This window comes from Pseudomonas sp. DF5, assembly GCF_058148225.1.
In genome coordinates, this window is the sequence record NZ_JBYVYM010000038.1 from 20,025 (window position 1) to 41,852 (window position 21,828).

General features: G+C 60.1%; 19 protein-coding genes and 1 other RNA gene. 18 read left to right on the plus strand and 2 right to left on the minus strand.

Going from position 1 to position 21,828, the window contains the following annotated elements:
- The first annotated feature begins 36 nt into the window (after nucleotides 1-36).
- The 18 genes from rsmI (at nucleotide 37) to lpxC (ending at nucleotide 19,524) form a co-directional block, all read left to right on the plus strand.
- Nucleotides 37-942 carry a 16S rRNA (cytidine(1402)-2'-O)-methyltransferase gene (gene rsmI, locus AC30D7_RS26740; RefSeq protein WP_490136083.1) on the plus strand — a complete coding sequence of 302 codons (906 nt, stop codon included), beginning with the start codon at nucleotides 37-39 and terminating at the stop codon, nucleotides 940-942.
- A 74-nt stretch (nucleotides 943-1,016) separates the two neighbouring features.
- Nucleotides 1,017-1,370: RNase P RNA component class A (gene rnpB / locus AC30D7_RS26745), an RNA gene on the plus strand.
- A gap of 355 nt (nucleotides 1,371-1,725) precedes the next feature.
- Nucleotides 1,726-2,181, plus strand: coding sequence for a division/cell wall cluster transcriptional repressor MraZ (mraZ, locus tag AC30D7_RS26750; RefSeq protein WP_003205355.1), 456 nt, complete (start codon nucleotides 1,726-1,728; stop codon nucleotides 2,179-2,181).
- Entirely contained in the window at nucleotides 2,178-3,125 is a 948-nt protein-coding gene (gene rsmH / locus AC30D7_RS26755) for a 16S rRNA (cytosine(1402)-N(4))-methyltransferase RsmH (RefSeq protein WP_490136071.1), read from the plus strand. Before mraZ ends, rsmH begins: the two co-directional genes overlap by 4 nt.
- Complete coding sequence (gene ftsL, locus AC30D7_RS26760) at nucleotides 3,122-3,415, plus strand: cell division protein FtsL (RefSeq protein WP_003205353.1); 294 nt, start codon at nucleotides 3,122-3,124, stop codon at nucleotides 3,413-3,415. The genes rsmH and ftsL overlap by 4 nt, the downstream gene beginning before the upstream one ends.
- Nucleotides 3,415-5,154: a peptidoglycan D,D-transpeptidase FtsI family protein gene (locus AC30D7_RS26765; protein ID WP_490136084.1), complete on the plus strand. Its 1,740-nt coding sequence runs from the start codon at nucleotides 3,415-3,417 to the stop codon at nucleotides 5,152-5,154. Before ftsL ends, AC30D7_RS26765 begins: the two co-directional genes overlap by 1 nt.
- Nucleotides 5,154-6,617, plus strand: coding sequence for a UDP-N-acetylmuramoyl-L-alanyl-D-glutamate--2,6-diaminopimelate ligase (locus AC30D7_RS26770; RefSeq protein ID WP_490136072.1), 1,464 nt, complete (start codon nucleotides 5,154-5,156; stop codon nucleotides 6,615-6,617). The genes AC30D7_RS26765 and AC30D7_RS26770 overlap by 1 nt, the downstream gene beginning before the upstream one ends.
- Nucleotides 6,610-7,977, plus strand: a complete 1,368-nt coding sequence (locus tag AC30D7_RS26775) for a UDP-N-acetylmuramoyl-tripeptide--D-alanyl-D-alanine ligase (RefSeq protein WP_490136073.1) — start codon at nucleotides 6,610-6,612, stop codon at nucleotides 7,975-7,977. Before AC30D7_RS26770 ends, AC30D7_RS26775 begins: the two co-directional genes overlap by 8 nt.
- A complete protein-coding gene (mraY, locus tag AC30D7_RS26780; protein ID WP_008016698.1) occupies nucleotides 7,977-9,059 on the plus strand; it encodes a phospho-N-acetylmuramoyl-pentapeptide-transferase in 1,083 nt (360 codons plus the stop codon). Before AC30D7_RS26775 ends, mraY begins: the two co-directional genes overlap by 1 nt.
- Before the next feature lie 5 nt (nucleotides 9,060-9,064).
- Nucleotides 9,065-10,411, plus strand: a complete 1,347-nt coding sequence (gene murD / locus AC30D7_RS26785) for a UDP-N-acetylmuramoyl-L-alanine--D-glutamate ligase (protein WP_490136074.1) — start codon at nucleotides 9,065-9,067, stop codon at nucleotides 10,409-10,411.
- On the plus strand, nucleotides 10,408-11,625 hold the full coding sequence (gene ftsW, locus AC30D7_RS26790) for a putative lipid II flippase FtsW (RefSeq protein ID WP_019582352.1): 1,218 nt from the start codon (nucleotides 10,408-10,410) through the stop codon (nucleotides 11,623-11,625). The genes murD and ftsW overlap by 4 nt, the downstream gene beginning before the upstream one ends.
- Nucleotides 11,615-12,685, plus strand: a complete 1,071-nt coding sequence (gene murG / locus AC30D7_RS26795; protein WP_018930134.1) for an undecaprenyldiphospho-muramoylpentapeptide beta-N-acetylglucosaminyltransferase — start codon at nucleotides 11,615-11,617, stop codon at nucleotides 12,683-12,685. The genes ftsW and murG overlap by 11 nt, the downstream gene beginning before the upstream one ends.
- Complete coding sequence (murC, locus tag AC30D7_RS26800; RefSeq protein WP_018930135.1) at nucleotides 12,678-14,138, plus strand: UDP-N-acetylmuramate--L-alanine ligase; 1,461 nt, start codon at nucleotides 12,678-12,680, stop codon at nucleotides 14,136-14,138. The genes murG and murC overlap by 8 nt, the downstream gene beginning before the upstream one ends.
- Nucleotides 14,135-15,091: a D-alanine--D-alanine ligase gene (locus AC30D7_RS26805; protein WP_490136075.1), complete on the plus strand. Its 957-nt coding sequence runs from the start codon at nucleotides 14,135-14,137 to the stop codon at nucleotides 15,089-15,091. Before murC ends, AC30D7_RS26805 begins: the two co-directional genes overlap by 4 nt.
- Before the next feature lie 4 nt (nucleotides 15,092-15,095).
- On the plus strand, nucleotides 15,096-15,965 hold the full coding sequence (locus tag AC30D7_RS26810; protein ID WP_490136076.1) for a cell division protein FtsQ/DivIB: 870 nt from the start codon (nucleotides 15,096-15,098) through the stop codon (nucleotides 15,963-15,965).
- A 15-nt stretch (nucleotides 15,966-15,980) separates the two neighbouring features.
- A complete protein-coding gene (gene ftsA, locus AC30D7_RS26815; protein WP_007939849.1) occupies nucleotides 15,981-17,240 on the plus strand; it encodes a cell division protein FtsA in 1,260 nt (419 codons plus the stop codon).
- Nucleotides 17,241-17,306: 66 nt separating this feature from the next.
- Nucleotides 17,307-18,500: a cell division protein FtsZ gene (gene ftsZ, locus AC30D7_RS26820; protein ID WP_095051261.1), complete on the plus strand. Its 1,194-nt coding sequence runs from the start codon at nucleotides 17,307-17,309 to the stop codon at nucleotides 18,498-18,500.
- Between the two features lie 112 nt (nucleotides 18,501-18,612).
- A complete protein-coding gene (gene lpxC, locus AC30D7_RS26825; protein WP_007939852.1) occupies nucleotides 18,613-19,524 on the plus strand; it encodes a UDP-3-O-acyl-N-acetylglucosamine deacetylase in 912 nt (303 codons plus the stop codon).
- 149 nt (nucleotides 19,525-19,673) lie between these two features.
- Here lpxC and AC30D7_RS26830 read toward each other — a convergent pair whose 3' ends face one another.
- On the minus strand, nucleotides 19,674-21,167 hold the full coding sequence (locus AC30D7_RS26830; RefSeq protein ID WP_490136077.1) for a sensor domain-containing diguanylate cyclase: 1,494 nt from the start codon (nucleotides 21,165-21,167) through the stop codon (nucleotides 19,674-19,676).
- 311 nt (nucleotides 21,168-21,478) lie between these two features.
- The gene (locus tag AC30D7_RS26835) at nucleotides 21,479-21,703 is read right to left on the minus strand and encodes a hypothetical protein (protein ID WP_490136078.1); all 225 of its coding nucleotides are present in this window, start codon (nucleotides 21,701-21,703) and stop codon (nucleotides 21,479-21,481) included.
- Between the last annotated feature and the right edge of the window lie 125 nt (nucleotides 21,704-21,828).

The following is a 21,828-nucleotide window of genomic DNA, read 5'->3' on the forward strand; positions in this document are numbered from 1 at the left end:
TGCTTGCAGGTATCGCGAATGTCGCTACGCGCTACAATGGCGGCTTTTACCGATCATGAGGTGTGCGCTTTGACTGCTCCAGGTGCTTTGAATTCCGCTGCTGGCTCGCTTTATGTGGTGGCGACGCCCATCGGCAACCTGGACGACATCAGTGCGCGTGCGCTGAAGATCCTGCGCGAGGTTTCCTTGATCGCTGCCGAAGATACTCGTCACTCCCAGCGATTGATGCAGCATTTCGGTATCCCCACGCCGCTGGCGGCCTGCCACGAACACAATGAACGGGAGGAGGGTAACCGCTTTATCTCGCGTCTGCTGGCTGGTGATGATGTGGCGTTGATCTCCGATGCCGGGACGCCGCTGATTTCCGATCCGGGTTATCACCTGGTGCGTCAGGCCCGTGCTGCCGGGATCAATGTGGTGCCGGTTCCGGGTGCCTGCGCATTGATCGCGGCACTGTCGGCGGCGGGGCTGCCATCGGACCGTTTCATCTTCGAAGGTTTTCTGCCGGCCAAGGCTGTTGGCCGACGCGCTCGCCTGGAGCTGATAAAAGAAGAGCCGCGCACGCTGATTTTCTATGAAGCCCCGCACCGCATCCTTGAATGCCTGCAGGACATGGAGCTGGTGTTCGGCGCCGATCGCCCGGCATTGCTGGCGCGCGAACTGACCAAGACCTTCGAAACCCTTAAAGGCTTGCCCTTGGCTGAGTTGCGCGAATTCGTCGAATCGGACAGTAATCAGCAGCGCGGCGAGTGCGTGGTGTTGGTCGCCGGCTGGACTGCCCCGGAAACAGAAGACGCTGTCAGCAGTGAGGCCATGCGTATTCTCAATCTGTTGCTTGAAGAAATGCCGCTCAAACGTGCAGCGGCATTGGCGGCGCAAATTACCGGCGAGCGCAAGAATGTGCTCTATCAGGTTGCGCTGGATAAACAGAAGGGCGAGTAAAAACGACGCACATGGCCGGCCAGAGGCTTTTAGCGCTTGTTCTTCGGTCGCTCTGCCGTTAACCTTCGCGGCGGAGAGTCGATCGGACAGTCGCTGCCCTCTATGAAAATTAGGGGGGGGAGGAAAGTCCGGGCTCCATAGGGCGAAGTGCCAGGTAATGCCTGGGAGGCGTGAGCCTACGGAAAGTGCCACAGAAAATAACCGCCTAAGCGCTTCGGCGCCGGTAAGGGTGAAAAGGTGCGGTAAGAGCGCACCGCACGTCTGGCAACAGTTCGTGGCTAGGTAAACCCCACTTGGAGCAAGACCAAATAGGGTCCCAAGGCGTGGCCCGCGCTGGGACCGGGTAGGTTGCTAAAGATGTCCAGTGATGGCCATCGTAGACGAATGACTGTTCAAGACAGAACCCGGCTTACAGATCGACTCTCCACCTTTTTTTCTTCTCTGCTTCAATCATTGGCAGCGATATGCGTAATGGCAATTTCCCTCCCTGCTGAATCAATAGCAGAAGCGCTTTTGTAATACCGAAAAAATCTTACTCTTAACAAACTACTTTAACTTCTGAACGCAGCCTTCTGTGCTGATTCAAGTTATTGAACAAATTCATCCGCCAGATTCTCGTTCCTCCTCCTTTTACGCTCCTAAATCTCCGTTCTGTAAGGCTTTTCCTTCTATCCGCGCCTTGACGGTGTGGTGGGCGCATTCCTATAGTGTGCGCAAGTGGCGGAAAGTGGCATGAAGTGGGTTTTTTGAGCGCAAAACGCTAATATTTGGAGAAACGCTGACGTGTTTCGCGGAGCTAACGCTATCAGTCTCGATGCAAAGGGCCGTCTCGCCATGCCGAGCCGGTACCGTGACGAGCTCGTTTCGCGTAGTTCCGGTCAATTAATCGTCACCATCGATGCCGTTGATCCGTGTTTGTGTGTTTATCCCCTCGATGAGTGGGAAATTATCGAAACCAAACTGCGCGCACTGCCTTCGCTTCGCGAAGAAAACCGCCGCCTGCAACGGTTACTGATTGGTAATGCCGTCGACCTCGAGCTCGATGGCAGTGGTCGTTTTCTGGTTCCGCCACGTCTTCGCGAATATGCCAAGTTGGATAAGCGCGCAATGCTGGTGGGCCAACTGAACAAGTTCCAATTGTGGGACGAGGATGCCTGGAATGCGGTTTCTGCCGCGGACCTGGCTGCTATTCAACAACCGGGCGCCATGCCTGATGAACTGCGTGATTTGATCCTGTGACTATTGATAGCGGCTTTAACCACATCACCGTACTGCTTGACGAAGCCGTCGAGGCTCTCGCCGTACGTCCTGATGGCTGCTATCTGGATGGCACGTTCGGGCGCGGCGGACACAGCCGGTTGATCCTCAGCAAGCTCGGACCTGATGGCCGGCTGCTCGGATTCGACAAAGATCCTCAAGCGATTGCCACCGGGCAAACGCTAGCGGCCGAAGACGGCCGCTTTGTCGTTGTACAGCGCAGCTTTGCCGAGCTCGGTTCGGAAGTCTCCGAGCGCGGTCTGGCCGGCAAGGTCAGCGGTGTTCTGCTCGACCTGGGCGTGTCTTCGCCGCAGCTCGACGACCCTGAGCGCGGCTTCAGTTTTCTCAACGACGGCCCGTTGGATATGCGTATGGATCCGTCCCGTGGGATCAGCGCCGCCGAATTCGTCAACACTGCGCCGGTGGAAGAAATCGCCCGGGTGTTCAAGGAATACGGTGAAGAACGATTCTCCGGCCGCATGGCGCGTGCCGTGGCTGAACGTCGGGACATCAAGCCATTCGAACGCACTGCCGATCTGGCAGAAGTGCTGAAAGTCGCCAACCCTGCGTGGGAAAAGGGCAAAAACCCGGCCACCCGTGCTTTCCAGGGGCTGCGTATTCACGTCAACAACGAACTGGGCGATCTGGAAACCGGCCTCGAAGCCGCGCTGGAGTGCCTGGAAGTTGGCGGTCGTCTGGTGGTTATCAGCTTCCACTCGCTGGAAGACCGAATTGTCAAACTGTTCATGCGCAAACTGGTGAAAGGCGAAGCCGACAACCTGCCGCGCAACCTGCCGGTCCGTCACGTCGCCTTCGAACCGAAAATCAAAATCCATGGCAAAGCGCAGTCCGCCTCCGAGGCCGAACTCAAAGCCAACCCACGTTCCCGTAGCGCCATCATGCGCGTCGCGGAGAAGCTGCGGTGAGCAAGCTTTTCGCCAAGCCACTTCCCGGCGGAAGCTTTTTCATGCTGCTGCTGTTTATCGGCGTGCTCGTGTCGGCCATCGGCGTGTCCTATAGCGCGCACTGGAACCGTCAGCTGTTGAATTCGCTGTACAACGAATTGAGCGTGCGCGACAAGGCGCAGGCGGAGTGGGGCCGGTTGATTCTCGAACAGAGCACCTGGACCGCCCACAGCCGTATCGAAGTGTTGGCGACCGAGCAACTGAAGATGCGCATTCCTGGTGCCGCTGAAGTACAGATGGTGGCGCCATGATGAAACTCGAAGGCGCACTCTTTCCATGGCGGTTCCGTCTGGTGTTGGGTTTGCTCGGCATCATGGTGGCCGCGATTTCCTGGCGCATCATCGATCTGCAAGTGGTCGACCGTGACTTCCTTAAAGGTCAGGGCGACGCGCGTAGCGTTCGGCATATCCCGATTCCGGCTCACCGTGGTCTGATCACCGACCGTAATGGCGAGCCTTTGGCCGTGAGTACCCCGGTCACCACCCTGTGGGCCAACGCCAAGGAAATGCAAACGGCCAAAGAAAAATGGCCGGCATTGGCGGCGGCCCTGGGGCAGGACCCCAAAGCTCTGGCCGAACGTCTCGAAGCCCAGGCCAACAAAGAATTCATTTACCTGGTGCGCGGGCTGACCCCCGAGCAGGGCCAGGCTGTGCTCGATCTGAAAGTGCCAGGCGTTTATGGCATCGAAGAGTTCCGGCGTTTCTACCCCGCCGGTGAAGTCACCGCCCACATGGTCGGCTTTACCGACATCGACGATCACGGGCGCGAAGGCGTCGAGCTGGCCTACGACGAATGGCTGGCCGGAGTGCCCGGCAAGCGACAGGTCATCAAGGACCGGCGCGGCCGGCTGATCAAAGATGTCCAGGTCACCAAAAACGCCAAGGCCGGCAAGCCCTTGGCGTTGTCCATTGACCTGCGCCTGCAATACCTGGCCAACCGCGAACTGCGCAACGCGATCATCGAGAACGGCGCCAAGGCCGGTAGCCTGGTGATCATGGACGTGAAGACCGGCGAGATTCTCGCCATGGTCAACCAGCCGACCTACAACCCGAACAACCGTCGCAACCTGCAACCGGCGATGATGCGCAACCGCGCGATGATCGACGTGTTCGAGCCGGGTTCGACCATGAAAGCGATCTCCATGAGCGCCGCGATCGAAACCGGGCGCTGGAAACCGAGCGACACCGTCGAGGTGTACCCGGGCAGTTTGCAGATTGGTAAATACACCATCAAGGACGTATCCAAGACCGAAGGTCCGGTGCTCGACCTGACCGGTATCCTGATCAATTCCAGTAACGTCGGCATGAGTAAGGTCGCGTTCGATATCGGCGGCGAAACGATTTTCCGTCTGGCACAGAAAGTTGGCCTCGGCCAGGACACCGGCTTGGGTTTCCCGGGGGAGCGCGTCGGCAACCTGCCGAACTACCGCGAATGGCGCAAGGCTGAAACCGCCACGCTGTCCTACGGCTACGGTATTTCCGTGACCGCGATCCAGTTGGTCCACGCCTTCTCGGCCCTGGCCAACAATGGTCGCCTCGCACCGTTGACCCTGATCAAAACCGACAAGGCGCCGCAAACCACTCAGGTGCTGCCGGAAGCCGTCGCGAAAACCATGCAAGGCATGCTGCAACAAGTGATCGAAGCCCCGCGCGGCGTATTCCGTGCGCAAGTGCCGGCGTATCACGTGGGCGGCAAGTCGGGTACTGCGCGTAAGACGTCGGTCGGAACCAAAGGCTACGCCGAGAACTCCTACCGCTCGCTGTTCGCCGGTTTCGGCCCGATGAGCGACCCGCGTTACGCGATCGTGGTGGTGATCGACGAACCGACCAAGGCCGGTTATTTCGGTGGTCTGGTATCGGCGCCGGTGTTCAGCAAAGTGATGTCCGGGACCTTGCGCCTGATGAACATCACCCCGGACAACCTGCCAGCCACTCAACAAGCGAACGCCGCACCGGTCGTTCCGCTGAAAGCTAATGGAGGGCGCGGCTGATGTCGCTGAGCCTGAACAAGATTTTCGCCCATGCCGGCCATGATCTATTGATCCGAGAACTGGCGCTGGACAGCCGTAACGTACGGGCAGGTGATTTGTTCCTTGCGGTCCCTGGCGGCAAGTTCGACGGTCGTGCGCACATCGCCGACGCCTTGCAGCGCGGTGCTGCCGCCGTGGCTTATGAAGTCGAAGGCGCGACCGTGCTGCCGATTACCGACGTGCCGCTGATTCCGGTAAAAGGCCTGGCGGCGCAGCTGTCGGATATCGCCGGGCGCTTTTACGGCGACCCGAGCCGTCACATGAACCTGATCGGCGTGACCGGCACCAACGGTAAAACCAGCGTGACCCAATTGGTCGCGCAAGCCCTCGATTTGCTCGGTCAACACTGCGGTATCGTTGGCACTCTGGGCTCCGGTTTCCATGGCGCGCTGGAAAGCGGCTTGCACACCACGCCGAACCCGATTGCGCTGCAAGCAACCCTTGCCGACCTGAAAAAGGCCGGTGCCAAAGCCGTGGCCATGGAAGTCTCTTCCCATGGGCTGGATCAGGGCCGCGTAACCGCACTGGCCTTCGATGTGGCGGTGATGACCAACCTGTCGCGCGATCATCTGGATTACCACGGCACCATGCAGGCCTATGGCGAAACCAAGGCCAGGTTGTTTGCCTGGAATGATCTGAAGTGCCGGGTGGTCAACCTCGACGACGATTTTGGCCGGCAACTGGCGGCTGATGAGGGTGAGTCGCGGCTGATCACTTACAGCCTGGAAGACTCCCGCGCTTACCTGTATTGCCGCGAAGCGCAGTTCAATGACGAAGGCGTGCGCGCCACGCTGGTCACGCCCCAAGGCGAACACCATTTACGCAGCACCTTGCTCGGTCGTTTCAACCTGAGCAACGTGTTGGCCGCAGTCGGTGCCTTGCTCGGTCTGGACTACGCGCTGGACGAAATCCTCAACGTGCTGCCGAAACTCGAAGGCCCGGCCGGTCGCATGCAGCGTCTGGGCGGCGGCACTCAGCCGTTGGTGGTGGTCGATTACGCCCACACGCCGGATGCGCTGGAAAAAGTCTTGATGGCCCTGCGTCCTCACGCCAAAGGCCGGTTGCTGTGCCTGTTCGGTTGCGGCGGTGATCGCGATCGCGGCAAGCGTCCGCTGATGGCGGAAGTGGTGGAGCGTCTGGCCGATGGTGTGCTGGTCACCGACGACAACCCGCGCACCGAAGACCCAGCCGCGATTTTCGACGACATCCGCGCCGGTTTCACCGCTGTGGATAAAGTCACCTTCGTCGCCGGCCGTGGCCAGGCGATTGCCCAGCTGATCGCCAGCGCTTCGGCGGATGACGTGATTGTCCTGGCCGGTAAAGGTCATGAGGACTATCAGGAAATCAATGGCGAACGCCTCGCTTTCTCCGATCTGGTCGAGGCTGATCATGCCCTGACCGCGTGGGAGGTGGCCCATGCTTAAAGCCTTGAAACTGAGCGAGCTGACCGGCGCACTGAATGCTCGTTTGATTGCCGGTGATGCCAGTTTCGACGGCGTCAGTATCGACAGCCGTGCGATCAAGCCCGGCCAATTGTTCATCGCTCTGGCCGGCCCGCGTTTCGATGGCCATGACTACCTGAATGATGTCGCCGCCAAAGGCGCAGTGGCTGCCCTGGTCGAGCGCAAAGTGGCTGACAGCCCGCTGCCGCAACTGCTGGTCAAGGACACCCGCCAGGCCCTCGGCCAATTGGGCGCGATCAACCGTGCCGCGTTCACTCAGCCGGTCGCGGCCGTTACCGGTTCCAGCGGCAAAACCACGGTCAAGGAAATGCTGGCGAGCATCCTGCGCACACGCGGTCCGGTGCTGGCGACCCGTGGCAACTTGAACAATGACCTCGGCGCACCGCTGACCCTGCTCGAACTGGCGCCGGAACACACCGCCGCGGTGATCGAACTCGGCGCTTCGCGCATTGGCGAGATTGCCTACACCGTTGCCATGACCAAGCCCCACGTGGCCATCATCAACAACGCCGGGACCGCCCATGTTGGCGAGTTCGGCGGGCCGGAAAAAATCGTCGAAGCCAAGGGCGAGATTCTCGAAGGGCTGGATGCCGATGGCATCGCCGTGCTGAATCTCGACGACAAGGCCTTCGATATCTGGAAGACCCGTGCCGCCGGTCGCAAAGTGCTGACCTTTGCGCTGAATAACGTCAACGCCGATTTCTATGCCAGCGATCTGGACCGCGATGCCCGCGGTTGCCCGGCGTTCAATCTGCACAGCCCTGTAGGTGTCGAGCGGGTTCAACTGAATCTGCTCGGCACCCATAACGTCGCCAATGCCATGGCCGCTGCCGCTGCCGCTCATGCCTTGGGTGTGTCGTTATTCGGTATCGCCACCGGCCTTGGTGCCGTGCAACCGGTCAAGGGACGCACCGTCGCGCAACTGGCGCCTAACGGCATGCGCGTAATCGATGACACATACAACGCGAACCCCACCTCTATGTGCGCCGCCGTTGATATACTCGCCGGCTTTTCCGGCCGCACCGTTTTGGTGCTCGGGGATATCGGCGAGTTGGGCGCGTGGGCAGAGCAGGGGCACCGCGATGTGGGCGATTACGCCCGCGGCAAGGTTTCCGCGCTTTACGCCGTCGGGCCAATGATGGCTCACGCCGTGAACGCTTTCGGCGAGCAGGCCTTTCACTTCAGCACACAGGCTGAACTGATCAAGGCCCTGGAAGCCGAGCAGGACACAAACACCACCTTTTTGATCAAGGGCTCGCGCAGCGCTGCGATGGAAAACATCGTTGCCGCTTTGTGCGGGACCAGTCTGGAGAAACATTAATGCTGCTGCTGCTAGCGGAGTATCTGCAACAGTTCTACAAAGGCTTCGCGGTCTTTCAGTACCTGACCCTGCGCGGGATTCTCGGTGTACTGACCGCGCTGGTCTTGTCGCTGTGCTATGGCCCGTGGATGATCCGCACTCTGCAGAACCGTCAGATCGGTCAATCCGTTCGCAACGACGGTCCGCAATCGCACCTGTCGAAGTCGGGCACCCCGACCATGGGCGGCGCGCTGATTCTTTCCTCCATCGGCGTCAGCACCTTGCTTTGGGCTGACCTGACCAACCGTTACGTTTGGGTCGTGTTGTTGGTGACCCTGCTGTTCGGCGCCATCGGCTGGGTTGACGACTACCGCAAAGTCATCGAGAAAAACTCCCGCGGCCTTCCGAGCCGCTGGAAGTATTTCTGGCAGTCGGTTTTCGGCCTGGGCGCGGCGATCTTCCTTTATATGACCGCCGCGACGCCGGTGGAAACCACCCTGATCCTGCCGATGCTCAAGGACTACAGCATTCCGCTGGGCGCAGGCTTCATCGTCCTGACCTATTTCGTGATTGTCGGCTCGAGCAACGCCGTCAACCTGACCGACGGCCTCGACGGTCTGGCGATCATGCCCACCGTGATGGTCGGCGGCGGCCTGGGGATCTTCTGCTACCTGTCGGGTAACGTGAAGTTCGCCGAATACCTGCTGATTCCTTACGTACCGGGCGCGGGTGAGCTGATTGTGTTCTGCGGCGCCTTGATCGGTGCGGGCCTGGGCTTCCTCTGGTTCAATACCTATCCGGCACAAGTCTTCATGGGCGACGTTGGCGCGCTGGCGCTGGGTGCGGCCCTGGGCACCATCGCAGTGATCGTCCGTCAGGAAATCGTCCTGTTCATCATGGGCGGTGTGTTCGTGATGGAGACCCTGTCAGTCGTCATTCAGGTCGCCTCCTTTAAGCTGACCGGTCGCCGTGTGTTCCGCATGGCACCGATTCACCACCACTTTGAACTCAAGGGCTGGCCCGAGCCGCGCGTGATCGTCCGTTTCTGGATCATCACCGTGATTCTCGTGTTGATCGGCCTTGCCACCCTGAAGCTGAGGTAGAACGAGTGTCTCTGATCGCTTCTGACCACTTCCGCATCGTTGTCGGCCTCGGCAAGAGCGGCATGTCCCTGGTTCGCTTCCTGGCGAATCGGGGCGTGTCGTTTGCTGTCGCCGATACGCGGGAAAATCCACCGGAACTGGCCACGCTCAAGCGTGACTATCCGCACGTGGAAGTGCGTTGTGGCGAGCTGGACGTCGAATTCCTGTGCCGTGCCGACGAGCTCTACGTGAGCCCCGGCCTGGCGCTGGCGACCCCGGCCCTGCAGGCTGCCGCCGCCCGTGGCGTAAAAATGTCCGGTGACATCGAGCTGTTCGCGCGTAACGCGAAAGCGCCGATTGTCGCCATTACCGGTTCCAATGCCAAAAGCACCGTCACTACCCTGGTCGGCGAAATGGCGGCTGCGGCGGGCAAACGTGTCGCTGTTGGTGGCAACCTGGGCACGCCGGCGCTGGATTTGCTCAGCGACGACATCGAGTTGTACGTGATGGAACTGTCGAGCTTCCAGCTCGAAACCACCGATCAACTCAACGCCGAAGTGGCGACCGTGCTCAACATCAGTGAAGACCACATGGACCGCTACAGCGGCCTGCCGGCCTACCACTTGGCCAAGCACCGGATCTTCCGGGGCGCCAGGCAGTTTGTGGTCAACCGTCAGGACGCCCTGAGCCGTCCGCTGATGGGTGAAGGTCAGCCGTGCTGGACCTTCGGTTTGAACAAACCCGACTTCAAGGCCTTCGGCATTCGAGAAGAGAACGGCGAGAAATACCTGGCCTTCGAATTCCAGAACCTGATGCCGGTGCGCGAGTTGAAAGTTCGTGGCGCGCATAACCAGTCCAACGCCCTGGCGGCCTTGGCGCTGGGTCACGCCGTGGGCCTGCCGTTCGACGCCATGCTTTCGGCCCTGCGTAATTTCGCCGGGCTCGAGCATCGCTGCCAGTGGGTCCGCGACCTCGATGGCGTGGGCTATTACAACGATTCCAAAGCCACCAACGTCGGCGCCGCATTGGCGGCCATCGAAGGCCTGGGGGCGGACATCGACGGCAAGCTTGTGCTGATCGCCGGTGGCGATGGCAAGGGCGCCGAATTCAAGGATTTGCGTGATCCGGTGGCGGCCAACTGCCGCGCCGTCATTTTGATGGGCCGTGATTCCGACAAGATCGGTGAGGCCATCGGCGATGCCGTGCCACTGATTCGCGTTGGCTCGCTGATCGAAGCGGTCGAGCAATGCCGCGCCATCGCCGAAAAGGGCGACGCGGTGCTGCTGTCGCCGGCTTGCGCCAGCTTCGACATGTTCAAGAACTATGAAGACCGTGGTCACCAGTTCGTCCGCGCCGTGGAGGATCTGGCATGAGCTTGAAGAACATCATCAAGCCGTATCCATCGCCGCTGATCACCGGGCGCGGTATCGACCTCGATTTCCCGATGCTCGCCGGTTGCCTGGCACTGCTCGGCCTGGGGCTGATCATGATTGCCTCGGCGTCGACCGAGGTGGGGGCGGTGCAGTCGGGCAGCGCCCTGTACTACATGATTCGCCACCTGATCTACGTTGTGCTGGGCCTGGGTGCCTGCATCGTCACCATGATGATTCCGATTGCCACCTGGCAACGCCTGGGCTGGCTGATGCTGCTTGGTGCGTTCGGCTTGCTGGTGATGGTGATCGTCCCGGGGATCGGTCGGGAAGTGAACGGTTCGATGCGCTGGATCGGCTTCAGTTTCTTCAACGTTCAGCCTTCCGAGATCGCCAAGGTGTTCGTGGTGATCTACCTCGCCGGTTATCTGGTGCGCCGTCAGAAAGAAGTGCGTGAAAGCTGGATGGGCTTCTTCAAGCCGTTCATCGTGCTGCTGCCGATGGCGGGGCTGTTGCTGATGGAGCCGGACTTCGGTGCCACCGTCGTGATGATGGGGGCGGCGGCGGCAATGCTGTTCCTCGGCGGAGTCGGCCTGTTCCGGTTTTCCCTGATGGTGGTCCTGGCTGTCGCGGCGGTGGTGTTGTTGATTCAGATGCAGCCGTATCGAATGGCGCGTCTGACCAACTTTGCCGATCCGTGGGCCGACCAGTTCGGTGCCGGCTATCAGCTCTCCCAGGCCTTGATCGCTTTCGGTCGCGGCGAATGGCTGGGCGTCGGCTTGGGCAACAGCGTGCAGAAACAGTTCTACCTGCCGGAAGCCCACACCGACTTCGTGTTTTCGGTGCTGGCTGAAGAGCTGGGTGCCGTGGGTTCCTTGTGCACGGTGGCGCTGTTCGTCTTCGTGTGTATTCGTGGCATGTACATCGGTCTGTGGGCCGAGAAAGCCAAACAGTTTTTTGCCGCCTACGTTGCTTACGGTTTGTCGTTCCTGTGGATCGGCCAGTTCCTGATCAACATCGGCGTGAACGTCGGCCTGCTGCCGACCAAAGGTCTGACCCTGCCATTCCTCAGTTATGGCGGCAGTTCGTTGGTGATCTGCTGTGCCTGTCTTGGCTTGTTGCTGCGCATCGAGTGGGAGAGTCGAACCCATTTGGGCAGCGAAGAAATGGAATTCCATGAGAGCGACTTCGCCGAGGAGCCGAACCATGGGCGCTAACGTACTGATCATGGCTGGCGGCACCGGGGGCCATGTGTTCCCGGCACTTTCCTGTGCGCGTGAGTTCCAGGCCCGTGGCTACACCGTGCACTGGCTCGGCACGCCCCGCGGGATCGAAAACGATCTGGTGCCGGCGGCCGGTATTGAATTGCATCGGATCCACGCCAGCGGTTTGCGCGGCAAGGGCAAATTGTCCCTGCTCAAGGCGCCGGTCATGTTGCTCAAGTCGATCTGGCAGGCGCGGGCGATCATTCGTCAGCTGCGGCCAGTCTGTGTGGTCGGCTTTGGTGGTTTTGTGACTGGCCCTGGCGGCGTTGCAGCCAGACTGGCCGGCGTGCCGGTCATCGTTCACGAGCAGAACGCCGTGGCCGGTACCGCCAATCGGTTGCTGGTGCCGTTGGCCGCCCGAGTCTGTGAAGCGTTCCCCGACACCTTTACCCTGTCGGACAGCCGTCGGACCACCGGTAACCCGGTGCGCACCGAGCTGTTCCTCGAAACACCGCGACCTGCCCTGGCCGGTCGCAAGGCGCGTTTGCTGATCCTGGGCGGAAGCCTGGGCGCAGAGCCGTTGAACAAGTTGCTGCCTGAAGCCCTGTCGCAAGTCGCCCCCGACCTGCGCCCGGACGTGTTCCATCAGGCTGGCAAAAACCACGATGAAGTGACTGCAGAGCGCTATCGCGCGGCTGGCGTCGAGGCGCAAGTGCAGCCTTTCATCAAAGACATGGCCCAAGCCTATGGCTGGGCCGACCTGGTGGTGTGCCGCGCAGGCGCGCTGACCATCAGTGAACTGGCGGCCGCCGGTCTGCCCTCGATGTTGGTGCCTTTGCCCCACGCGATCGACGATCACCAGACCCGCAACGCCGATTATTTGGCCCGTGAAGGCGCAGCCTTCCTGATGCCGCAAAGAACGACTGGTGCAGCGGACCTTGCCGCTCGCCTGACAGAGGTCTTGATGCAACCGCAACGACTCAACGACATGGCCAGCGCGGCACGCCGCCTGGCCAAACCCGATGCCACTCGTAACGTGGTCGATACTTGCCTTGAGGTGGCCCATGGTTGAGAACAAGAAAGCCATGCCACAACCGGAAATGCGCCGCATCCGTCGCATCCACTTCGTCGGAATCGGCGGAGTGGGCATGTGCGGCATCGCCGAAGTGTTGCTGAACCTGGGCTATCAAGTGTCCGGTTCCGACTTGAAAGCTTCGCCGGTGACCGAGCGCCTGGAATCTTTTGGTGCGCATATTTTCATCGGCCACCGTGCCGAGAACGCCGCAGCCGCCGACGTGCTGGTGGTGTCGAGCGCCGTCAACACGTCCAACCCGGAGGTCGCGACAGCGCTGGAACGCCGGATTCCGGTGGTGCCGCGTGCCGAGATGCTCGCCGAGCTGATGCGCTACCGCCACGGCATCGCCGTCGCCGGTACTCACGGCAAAACCACCACCACCAGCCTGATCGCCTCGGTGTTCGCCGCCGGTGGCCTGGACCCGACGTTCGTCATCGGTGGCCGTCTGAATGCCGCGGGCACCAATGCCCAGCTTGGCACCAGCCGCTACCTGATCGCCGAAGCCGACGAAAGCGATGCCAGCTTCCTGCACTTGCAGCCGCTGGTGGCCGTGGTCACCAACATCGACGCCGATCACATGGCGACCTACGACGGCGACTTCAACAAGCTGAAGAAAACCTTCGTCGAGTTCCTGCACAACCTGCCGTTCTACGGTTTGGCGGTGGTGTGCCTGGACGATCCGGTGGTGCGTGAAATCCTCCCGCTGGTGAAGCGTCCGACGGTCACTTACGGCTTCGGCGATGACGCCGACGTACGCGCCATCAATGTGCGCCAACAAGGCATGCAGACGTTCTTCACCGTGCTGCGCCCTGACCGCGAGCCGTTGGATGTCTCGGTGAACATGCCGGGCAACCACAACGTGTTGAACGCGCTGGCGACCATTTGCATCGCCACCGACGAAGGCGTCAGCGATGAAGCCATCGTCCAGGGCTTGTCCGGGTTCCAGGGTGTTGGCCGTCGCTTCCAGGTGTACGGCGAACTGCCGGTCGAAGGCGGCAACGTGATGCTGGTGGACGACTACGGTCACCACCCGACCGAAGTCGCGGCCGTGATCAAAGCCGTGCGCGGTGGCTGGCCGGAGCGCCGTCTGGTGATGGTTTACCAGCCGCACCGCTACAGCCGCACCCGCGACCTGTACGACGATTTCGTCAATGTGCTGGCCGACGCCAACGTGCTGCTGCTGATGGAAGTCTATCCGGCCGGCGAAGAGCCGATTCCGGGTGCCGACAGTCGCAAGCTGTGCAACAGCATCCGTCAGCGCGGTCAGCTCGACCCGATCTACATCGAGCGCGGCATCGACCTCGCGCCAATCGTCAAGCCGCTGCTGCGTGCCGGCGACATTCTGCTGTGTCAGGGCGCCGGTGATATCGGCGGTCTCGCACCCAAACTGTTGAACAGTCCGTTGTTCGCCGGAGCCGTTGCCGCACCGGTAGAGGGGAAGTTGAAATGACTGCTGCTTACGCCAACCTCGTCTCCACTGTCGCGCCGAAAGATTTCGGTCGCGTCGCCGTGCTGTTCGGCGGCAAGAGTGCCGAGCGTGAAGTGTCCCTGAAGTCGGGTAACGCGGTGCTCGAAGCACTGCAAAGCGCCGGCGTGGACGCGTTCGGTATTGATGTGGGTGATGACCTGCTGCAGCGTCTGCTGAGCGAAAAAATCGACCGCGCCTTCATCATCCTCCACGGTCGTGGCGGTGAAGACGGCAGCATGCAGGGCCTGCTCGAATGTGCAGGGATTCCGTACACCGGCAGCGGCATTCTGGCCTCGGCCCTGGCCATGGACAAACTGCGCACCAAGCAGGTCTGGCACAGCCTCGGCATTCCGACACCACGCCACGCGGTACTGAGCTGCGAGGCCGACTGTATTTCGGCGGCCACGGAACTGGGCTTCCCGTTGATCGTCAAACCGGCCCATGAAGGTTCCAGTATCGGGATGGCCAAAGTGACTTCCGCACCCGAGTTGATCGAGGCGTGGAAAGCGGCCAGTACCTACGATTCGCAAGTGTTGGTCGAGCAATGGATTCACGGCCCGGAGTTCACCATCGCCACCCTGCGTGACCAAGTGTTGCCACCGATCGCCCTGGGCACGACGCACAGTTTCTACGACTACGACGCCAAGTACATCGCCAACGATACCCAGTACCGCATTCCATGCGGCCTGGACAGCGCCAAAGAAAAGGAACTCATGGACCTCACGGCCAAAGCCTGTGAGGCGCTGGGTATCGCCGGTTGGGGCAGGGCGGACGTGATGCAGGACGCCGACGGGCAGTTCTGGTTCCTGGAAGTCAACACTGCGCCAGGCATGACCGATCACAGTCTGGTGCCAATGGCGGCCCGTGCCGCCGGCCTGGATTTCCAGCAACTGGTTCTGGCGATTTTGGCCGCAAGCATCGAGCCGCGAGGTTAATACCATGCAAGGCGCACAGCTGAGACATCAGCCCTCCGTACCGCCCGGCCGCAAGCCGGTGCCGCGGGGTGCCAGCCGAATGGTGGCCAAAGAGCCGATGTCCGCGCGCCTGCCGAAAGCCAACTTTGGTTTTCTGAAAAGCCTGTTCTGGCCGGTACTGCTGGTGGCGTTGGGGTTCGGTACTTACGAAGGCGCACAGCGTTTGCTGCCGTACGCCGACCGGCCGATCACCAAAATCGCCGTGCAGGGCGACTTGAGTTACATCAGCCAGCAAGCGGTGCAGCAGCGGATCGCCCCGTACGTGGCGTCGAGCTTCTTCACCATCGACCTGGCGAGCATGCGCACCGAGCTTGAACAGATGCCATGGATTGCCCACGCCGAAGTGCGTCGGGTGTGGCCGGATCAGGTAGTGATTCGCCTGGAAGAACAACTGCCGGTGGCCCGTTGGGGCGATGAGTCGCTGTTGAACAACCAGGGACAGGCGTTCACCCCGCGCGAGCTGGCGAACTATGAACACTTGCCACAGCTGTTCGGCCCGCAGCGCGCCCAGCAGCAAGTGATGCAGCAATACCAGGTGCTGAGCCAGATGCTCAGGCCGTTGGGCTTCTCGATTGCACGCCTGGAGTTGCGTGAACGAGGCAGCTGGTTCCTGACCACCGGCGCAGGCAGCGCGGGCCCGGGAATCGAACTGCTGCTGGGACGCGGCAATCTGGTGGAAAAGATGCGCCGTTTCATTGCCATCTATGACAAGACGCTTAAAGAGCAGATTACGAACATTGCGCGCATCGATCTGCGCTACGCCAACGGCCTCGCCGTTGGCTGGCGAGAACCTGTAGCGCCCACGACAGCCCAACCCGCTGTCGCGAAGAATTGAGAAGAGGCAGGACCCATGGCAAACGTGCAAAGCGGCAAAATGATCGTCGGTCTCGATATCGGCACCTCCAAAGTGGTGGCGCTGGTAGGCGAGGTTGCGGACGACGGCACGCTCGAAATCGTCGGGATCGGTACTCACCCGTCCCGCGGCCTGAAAAAAGGCGTAGTGGTGAACATCGAGTCCACCGTCCAGTCGATCCAGCGTGCGATTGAAGAAGCGCAGCTGATGGCCGGTTGCCGGATCCATTCGGCGTTCGTCGGCGTGGCCGGCAATCACATCCGCAGCCTGAACTCCCACGGCATCGTGGCGATTCGTGATCGCGAAGTCAGCTCCGCCGACCTTGAACGCGTCCTCGACGCCGCCCAGGCTGTGGCAATCCCGGCTGACCAGCGCGTGCTGCACACCCTGCCGCAGGATTATGTGATCGATAACCAGGAAGGCGTTCGCGAGCCGCTGGGCATGTCCGGCGTGCGTCTGGAAGCCAAGGTTCACGTGGTCACCTGCGCCGTCAACGCCGCACAGAACATTGAAAAATGCGTGCGCCGCTGCGGCCTGGAAATCGACGACATCATTCTTGAGCAACTGGCTTCCGCGTATTCGGTCCTGACCGACGACGAGAAAGAGCTGGGCGTGTGCCTGGTGGACATCGGCGGCGGTACCACCGACATCGCGATCTTCACCGAAGGCGCGATCCGTCACACCGCAGTGATCCCGATTGCGGGCGACCAGGTGACCAACGACATCGCGATGGCGTTGCGCACCCCGACCCAGTACGCCGAAGAAATCAAGATTCGCTACGCCTGCGCCCTGGCCAAACTGGCCGGTGCCGGTGAAACCATCAAGGTGCCGAGTGTCGGCGACCGTCCACCGCGCGAACTGTCCCGCCAGGCCCTGGCCGAAGTGGTCGAGCCGCGTTACGACGAGCTGTTCACCCTGATCCAGGCCGAACTGCGTCGCAGCGGCTATGAAGACCTGATCCCGGCCGGCATCGTGCTGACCGGCGGTACGTCGAAGATGGAAGGCGCGGTCGAACTGGCCGAAGAGATCTTCCACATGCCGGTTCGCCTGGGCGTGCCCCATGGCGTCAAGGGCCTGGACGACGTGGTTCGCAACCCGATCTATTCCACCGGCGTCGGCCTGTTGATGTACGGCCTGCAGAAGCAGTCCGACGGGATTTCGTTCTCGGGCATCGGCAGCCGCGACAGCTACAGCAACGACGAACCGAAAGCCGCTCTGCTCGATCGCATCAAGAGCTGGGTACAAGGCAATTTCTAAAGCTTTACCGCAACACCGCTTCAAAAGCAGTAGGCGAAAAAACTAGAGAATGTAAGGAGAGGGAAAATGTTCGAACTCGTAGACAACATCCCCGCAAGCCCGGTTATTAAAGTTATCGGTGTTGGCGGAGGCGGCGGCAACGCTGTCAATCACATGGTCAAGAGCAACATTGAAGGCGTCGAGTTCATCTGCGCCAACACTGATGCCCAAGCGCTGAAGAGCATCAGCGCGCGGACCATCCTGCAACTGGGTACCGGCGTGACCAAAGGTCTGGGTGCCGGCGCCAACCCTGAAGTAGGTCGTCAGGCCGCTCTCGAAGACCGTGAGCGCATTGCCGAAGTCCTGCAGGGCACCAACATGGTGTTCATCACTACCGGCATGGGCGGTGGTACCGGTACCGGTGCTGCGCCGATCATCGCCGAAGTGGCCAAGGAAATGGGGATCCTCACCGTTGCGGTGGTGACTCGTCCGTTCCCGTTCGAAGGCCGCAAGCGCATGCAGCTCGCCGACGAAGGTATCCGTCTGCTGTCTGAAAGCGTCGACTCGTTGATCACCATTCCCAACGAGAAGCTGCTGACCATCCTCGGTAAGGACGCAAGCCTCTTGTCGGCTTTCGCCAAGGCCGACGATGTACTGGCCGGTGCCGTTCGCGGTATCTCCGACATCATCAAGCGTCCGGGCATGATCAACGTCGACTTCGCCGACGTGCGTACCGTGATGAGCGAAATGGGCATGGCGATGATGGGCACTGGCTGCGCCAGCGGTCCGAACCGTGCACGTGAAGCGACTGAAGCAGCCATCCGCAACCCGCTGCTCGAAGACGTGAACCTGCAAGGTGCACGCGGCATCCTGGTGAACATCACCGCCGGTCCTGACCTGTCCCTGGGTGAGTACTCCGACGTGGGTAGCATCATCGAAGCCTTCGCTTCCGAGCACGCGATGGTCAAGGTCGGTACCGTTATCGATCCGGACATGCGCGACGAGCTGCACGTGACCGTGGTTGCCACGGGTCTGGGCGCTAAAATCGAGAAGCCTGTGAAGGTTATCGACAACACCGTTCACACCTCGATGGCCTCCCAGCCACAACAACAAGCCCCTGTTCGTCAGGAACAGCCTGCGGTGAACTACCGTGACCTGGACCGTCCTACCGTCATGCGCAACCAGGCTCAGGCCGGTGCTGCGACTGCCGCGAAGATGAACCCGCAAGATGATCTGGACTACCTGGACATCCCGGCTTTCCTGCGTCGTCAGGCCGATTGATGAAATGTATCAGGGGTATTAGGGTGATTGGTGTTCAGCAAAGGTCTGGTCTGCTATCATCGCCAGCCTTTGTTGATACCAGTTCGCAATTTGCGCTGAAGCGGCCCATGCCATGATTAAACAACGCACCCTGAAGAATATTATCCGTGCCACAGGTGTCGGCCTGCACTCCGGGGAGAAGGTCTACCTGACCCTCAAGCCAGCGCCTGTCGACACCGGCATTGTGTTTTGTCGTGCTGACCTCGACCCTGTGGTGCAGATCCCTGCCCGCGCGGAAAACGTTGGCGAAACCACTATGTCGACCACGCTTGTTAACGGTGACGTCAAAGTGGACACGGTGGAGCACCTGCTCTCGGCCATGGCTGGCCTGGGCATCGATAACGCCTACGTCGAGCTCTCCGCGTCCGAAGTCCCGATCATGGATGGTAGCGCTGGACCCTTCGTATTCCTGATTCAATCGGCTGGCCTGGAAGAGCAGGACGCCGCCAAGAAGTTCATCCGGATCCTGCGGGAAGTGACAGTGGAAGACGGCGACAAGCGCGCCACTTTCGTCCCTTTCGAAGGTTTCAAAGTGAGCTTCGAGATCGATTTCGATCACCCGGTTTTCCGTGACCGCACACAAAGTGCAAGCGTGGATTTTTCCAGCACTTCGTTCGTAAAAGAAGTCAGCCGCGCGCGTACCTTTGGCTTCATGAGTGATATCGAGTACCTGCGCAAGCACAACCTCGCACTCGGCGGCAGCGTTGAAAACGCTATTGTGGTCGACGCGGATGGTGTACTGAACGAAGACGGCCTTCGCTATGAAGACGAATTCGTGAAGCACAAGATCCTCGATGCAATCGGCGACCTCTACCTGCTGGGCAATAGCCTGATTGGTGAGTTCAAAGGCTTCAAGTCCGGACATGCATTGAACAACCAGCTGCTGCGCAAGTTGATTGAGCAGACAGATGCTTGGGAAGTCGTGACGTTCGAAGACGCCAGCACCGCACCAATCTCTTACATGCGTCCTGTTGCGGCCGTGTAAGCAAAAAACCTCTCTAGTTTTTTAAAGGCTACCTTCGGGTGGCCTTTTTTTATGCTTCGGTTTTTTGTGGCGTCTGGGCTGACCCCTTCATGAGCAAGCACCCATGTGGGGCTTGCTCATGAAGGGGCCAGTCGATCCACTACAAATGGTCAGCCGACGACCACTCGGTTCCGTCCGTTTTCCTTGGCCTGATACAGCGCCTTGTCCGCTGCAAACAGCAACTGTTCCAGGCTTATATCGGTGGCTGTCGTCCAGGTACTGATGCCAATACTGACAGTAATCGGCGACACATCACCTCCCACCAACGGCAATTGTTCCACCGCTATACGGATTTTTTCGGCAATCTGTTGGGCGCCGGCGCTGTCGGTTTCAGCCAGGATCACTGAAAATTCCTCGCCACCATACCGGGCGACCATGTCCGCCGGCCGTCGGACATGGGTGTCGATCAACTTGGCCACCGAGCGCAAGGCATCGTCGCCTCCCTGGTGGCCGTGGCGATCATTGAACGCCTTGAAGTGATCGATATCGATCATCAACAGCGACAACGGCTGACCGGAACGCTGGGCACGAAACCATTCATGGTGCAGGGCCTGATCCAGGCTTCGGCGATTGGCCAGACCGGTCAAGGGGTCGGTGGCGGCCAGTTGTGCCAGTTCCAGCTCGGCACTTTGACGCCGACGCAGCTCCCGGCAGAGTAACCCGGTCAGCCACAGCAGACTTGCGCACAGGGCAATGGTCGCCGAGCTGACCACCACCGCAGTGCGCTTCCAGGCCGCAAAGACTTCATCGCTGGACAGCGCGACGATAACAATCAACGGCAGATTTCCAACCTTGGAAAACGTGTACAAGCGCTCGTCCTTGTATCGACTGGACAGGCCGGTGAAGCTGCCGTTGCCTTCCTTGACGATGCGCTGGAAATTGGGGCGGCTACTGAAGTCCTTGCCGATCAGCTCTTCGGCCAGGCGGGGTTGGTGGGCCAGGAGAATCCCGTCCTTGCTGATCAGGCTGACCGTACTGTCGCGGCCGATGCTCAAACTGTTGAACAACTGATCGAAGTAGCTCAAGCGCATGGCGGCTTCGGCCACACCGAGAAACTCACCCTGGGTGCCGTTCAATCGGCGGCTGAAACTGATCCGCCAATCCTGTTCCGGCGCCCGTGCCCTGAAGGGGCGACTGATGAACATGCCAGGGTCCGGGTTGTTGATATGGGTCTGGAAGTATTCGCGATCGGCATAGTTACCCTTTCTGGGCTCCACCGAGGCCGAGTCGGCGATCACATCGCCCTTGTTGTCGAGCAACAAGATGTTGCCCTTGTACGGCGCGGCAGTGGCGCGGTCGAAATAGGCCAGGTGGCGAATGGCAGGCGAAACGTTCTTGAGGTCTTCGCGCTGGGAGGCAGCGATCAAACCCAACAGAGACACGTCATAGAGTTCGACATTGCGCAGCACGTCGGCGTCGATCAATTGCACGATATTGTTGGCGGCGCGAGCGGCGGACAATTCGGCATTGGCGCGTTCACGGATCAGCAGAAACGCGACGATGCTCAGTATCGCAATCACCAACAACACACTACTAAGAACCAGAAGCCGCTCCGACCGTGTCGAACGGATCGGATCGCGGGATTTCGCACTGTTCACACTCATGGTTCTGACTTCTGCAAATAAGGCGTTATGAAAGTGCTTTTACAAGAATCGGGCAGAGTCCCAGAAACCGGTCGCGTCCAGCGCGTCTGTATAAATCCCGGATACAAAAAAGGCCAGCAAAACATGCTGGCCTTTTGCTAATTGAAGCGTAGAAGACATTCAGCGGGTAGTCGACAATTACCCGGTAATCATCCGTGCCCTGTTCCCACAACGAAAAAAAAAAAGCCGCTGATAGCAGCGGCTTTGAAGACAACTTTTCAAAGGGAAGAGCCGATGAAAAGTGTCGAGGGAAACAGAGCGATACGTGTGGGTCAGCTGTCTTTCTCAACCCGTGGTTGGGCTTGAGTGCTCGATGCTTGAGGGGTTTGCGCAGCCTCTTGGGCCTTGGCCGTCAGTTCGCTTTGATACTGTTCGTAGGCCTTGGCGCGTTCGGCATTTTGCGCGACGAATGTCGGCGACTCTTCAGCCATGACGAACGGAGACAGTAACAAGGACGACAAAATAAAAGCGCTGGCAATACCCATACGGTTGGACATCTTCAAAACCTTCTTGCTTGGCAAGTGCTGTTCGGTGGGGCAACGATAAGGGGCTTGGGCGAGGGGAAAAAGCGTGGATCGCATAAAGGACTGTTGCGGTAAAAGCAACAGTCCTTTAGCGCAGA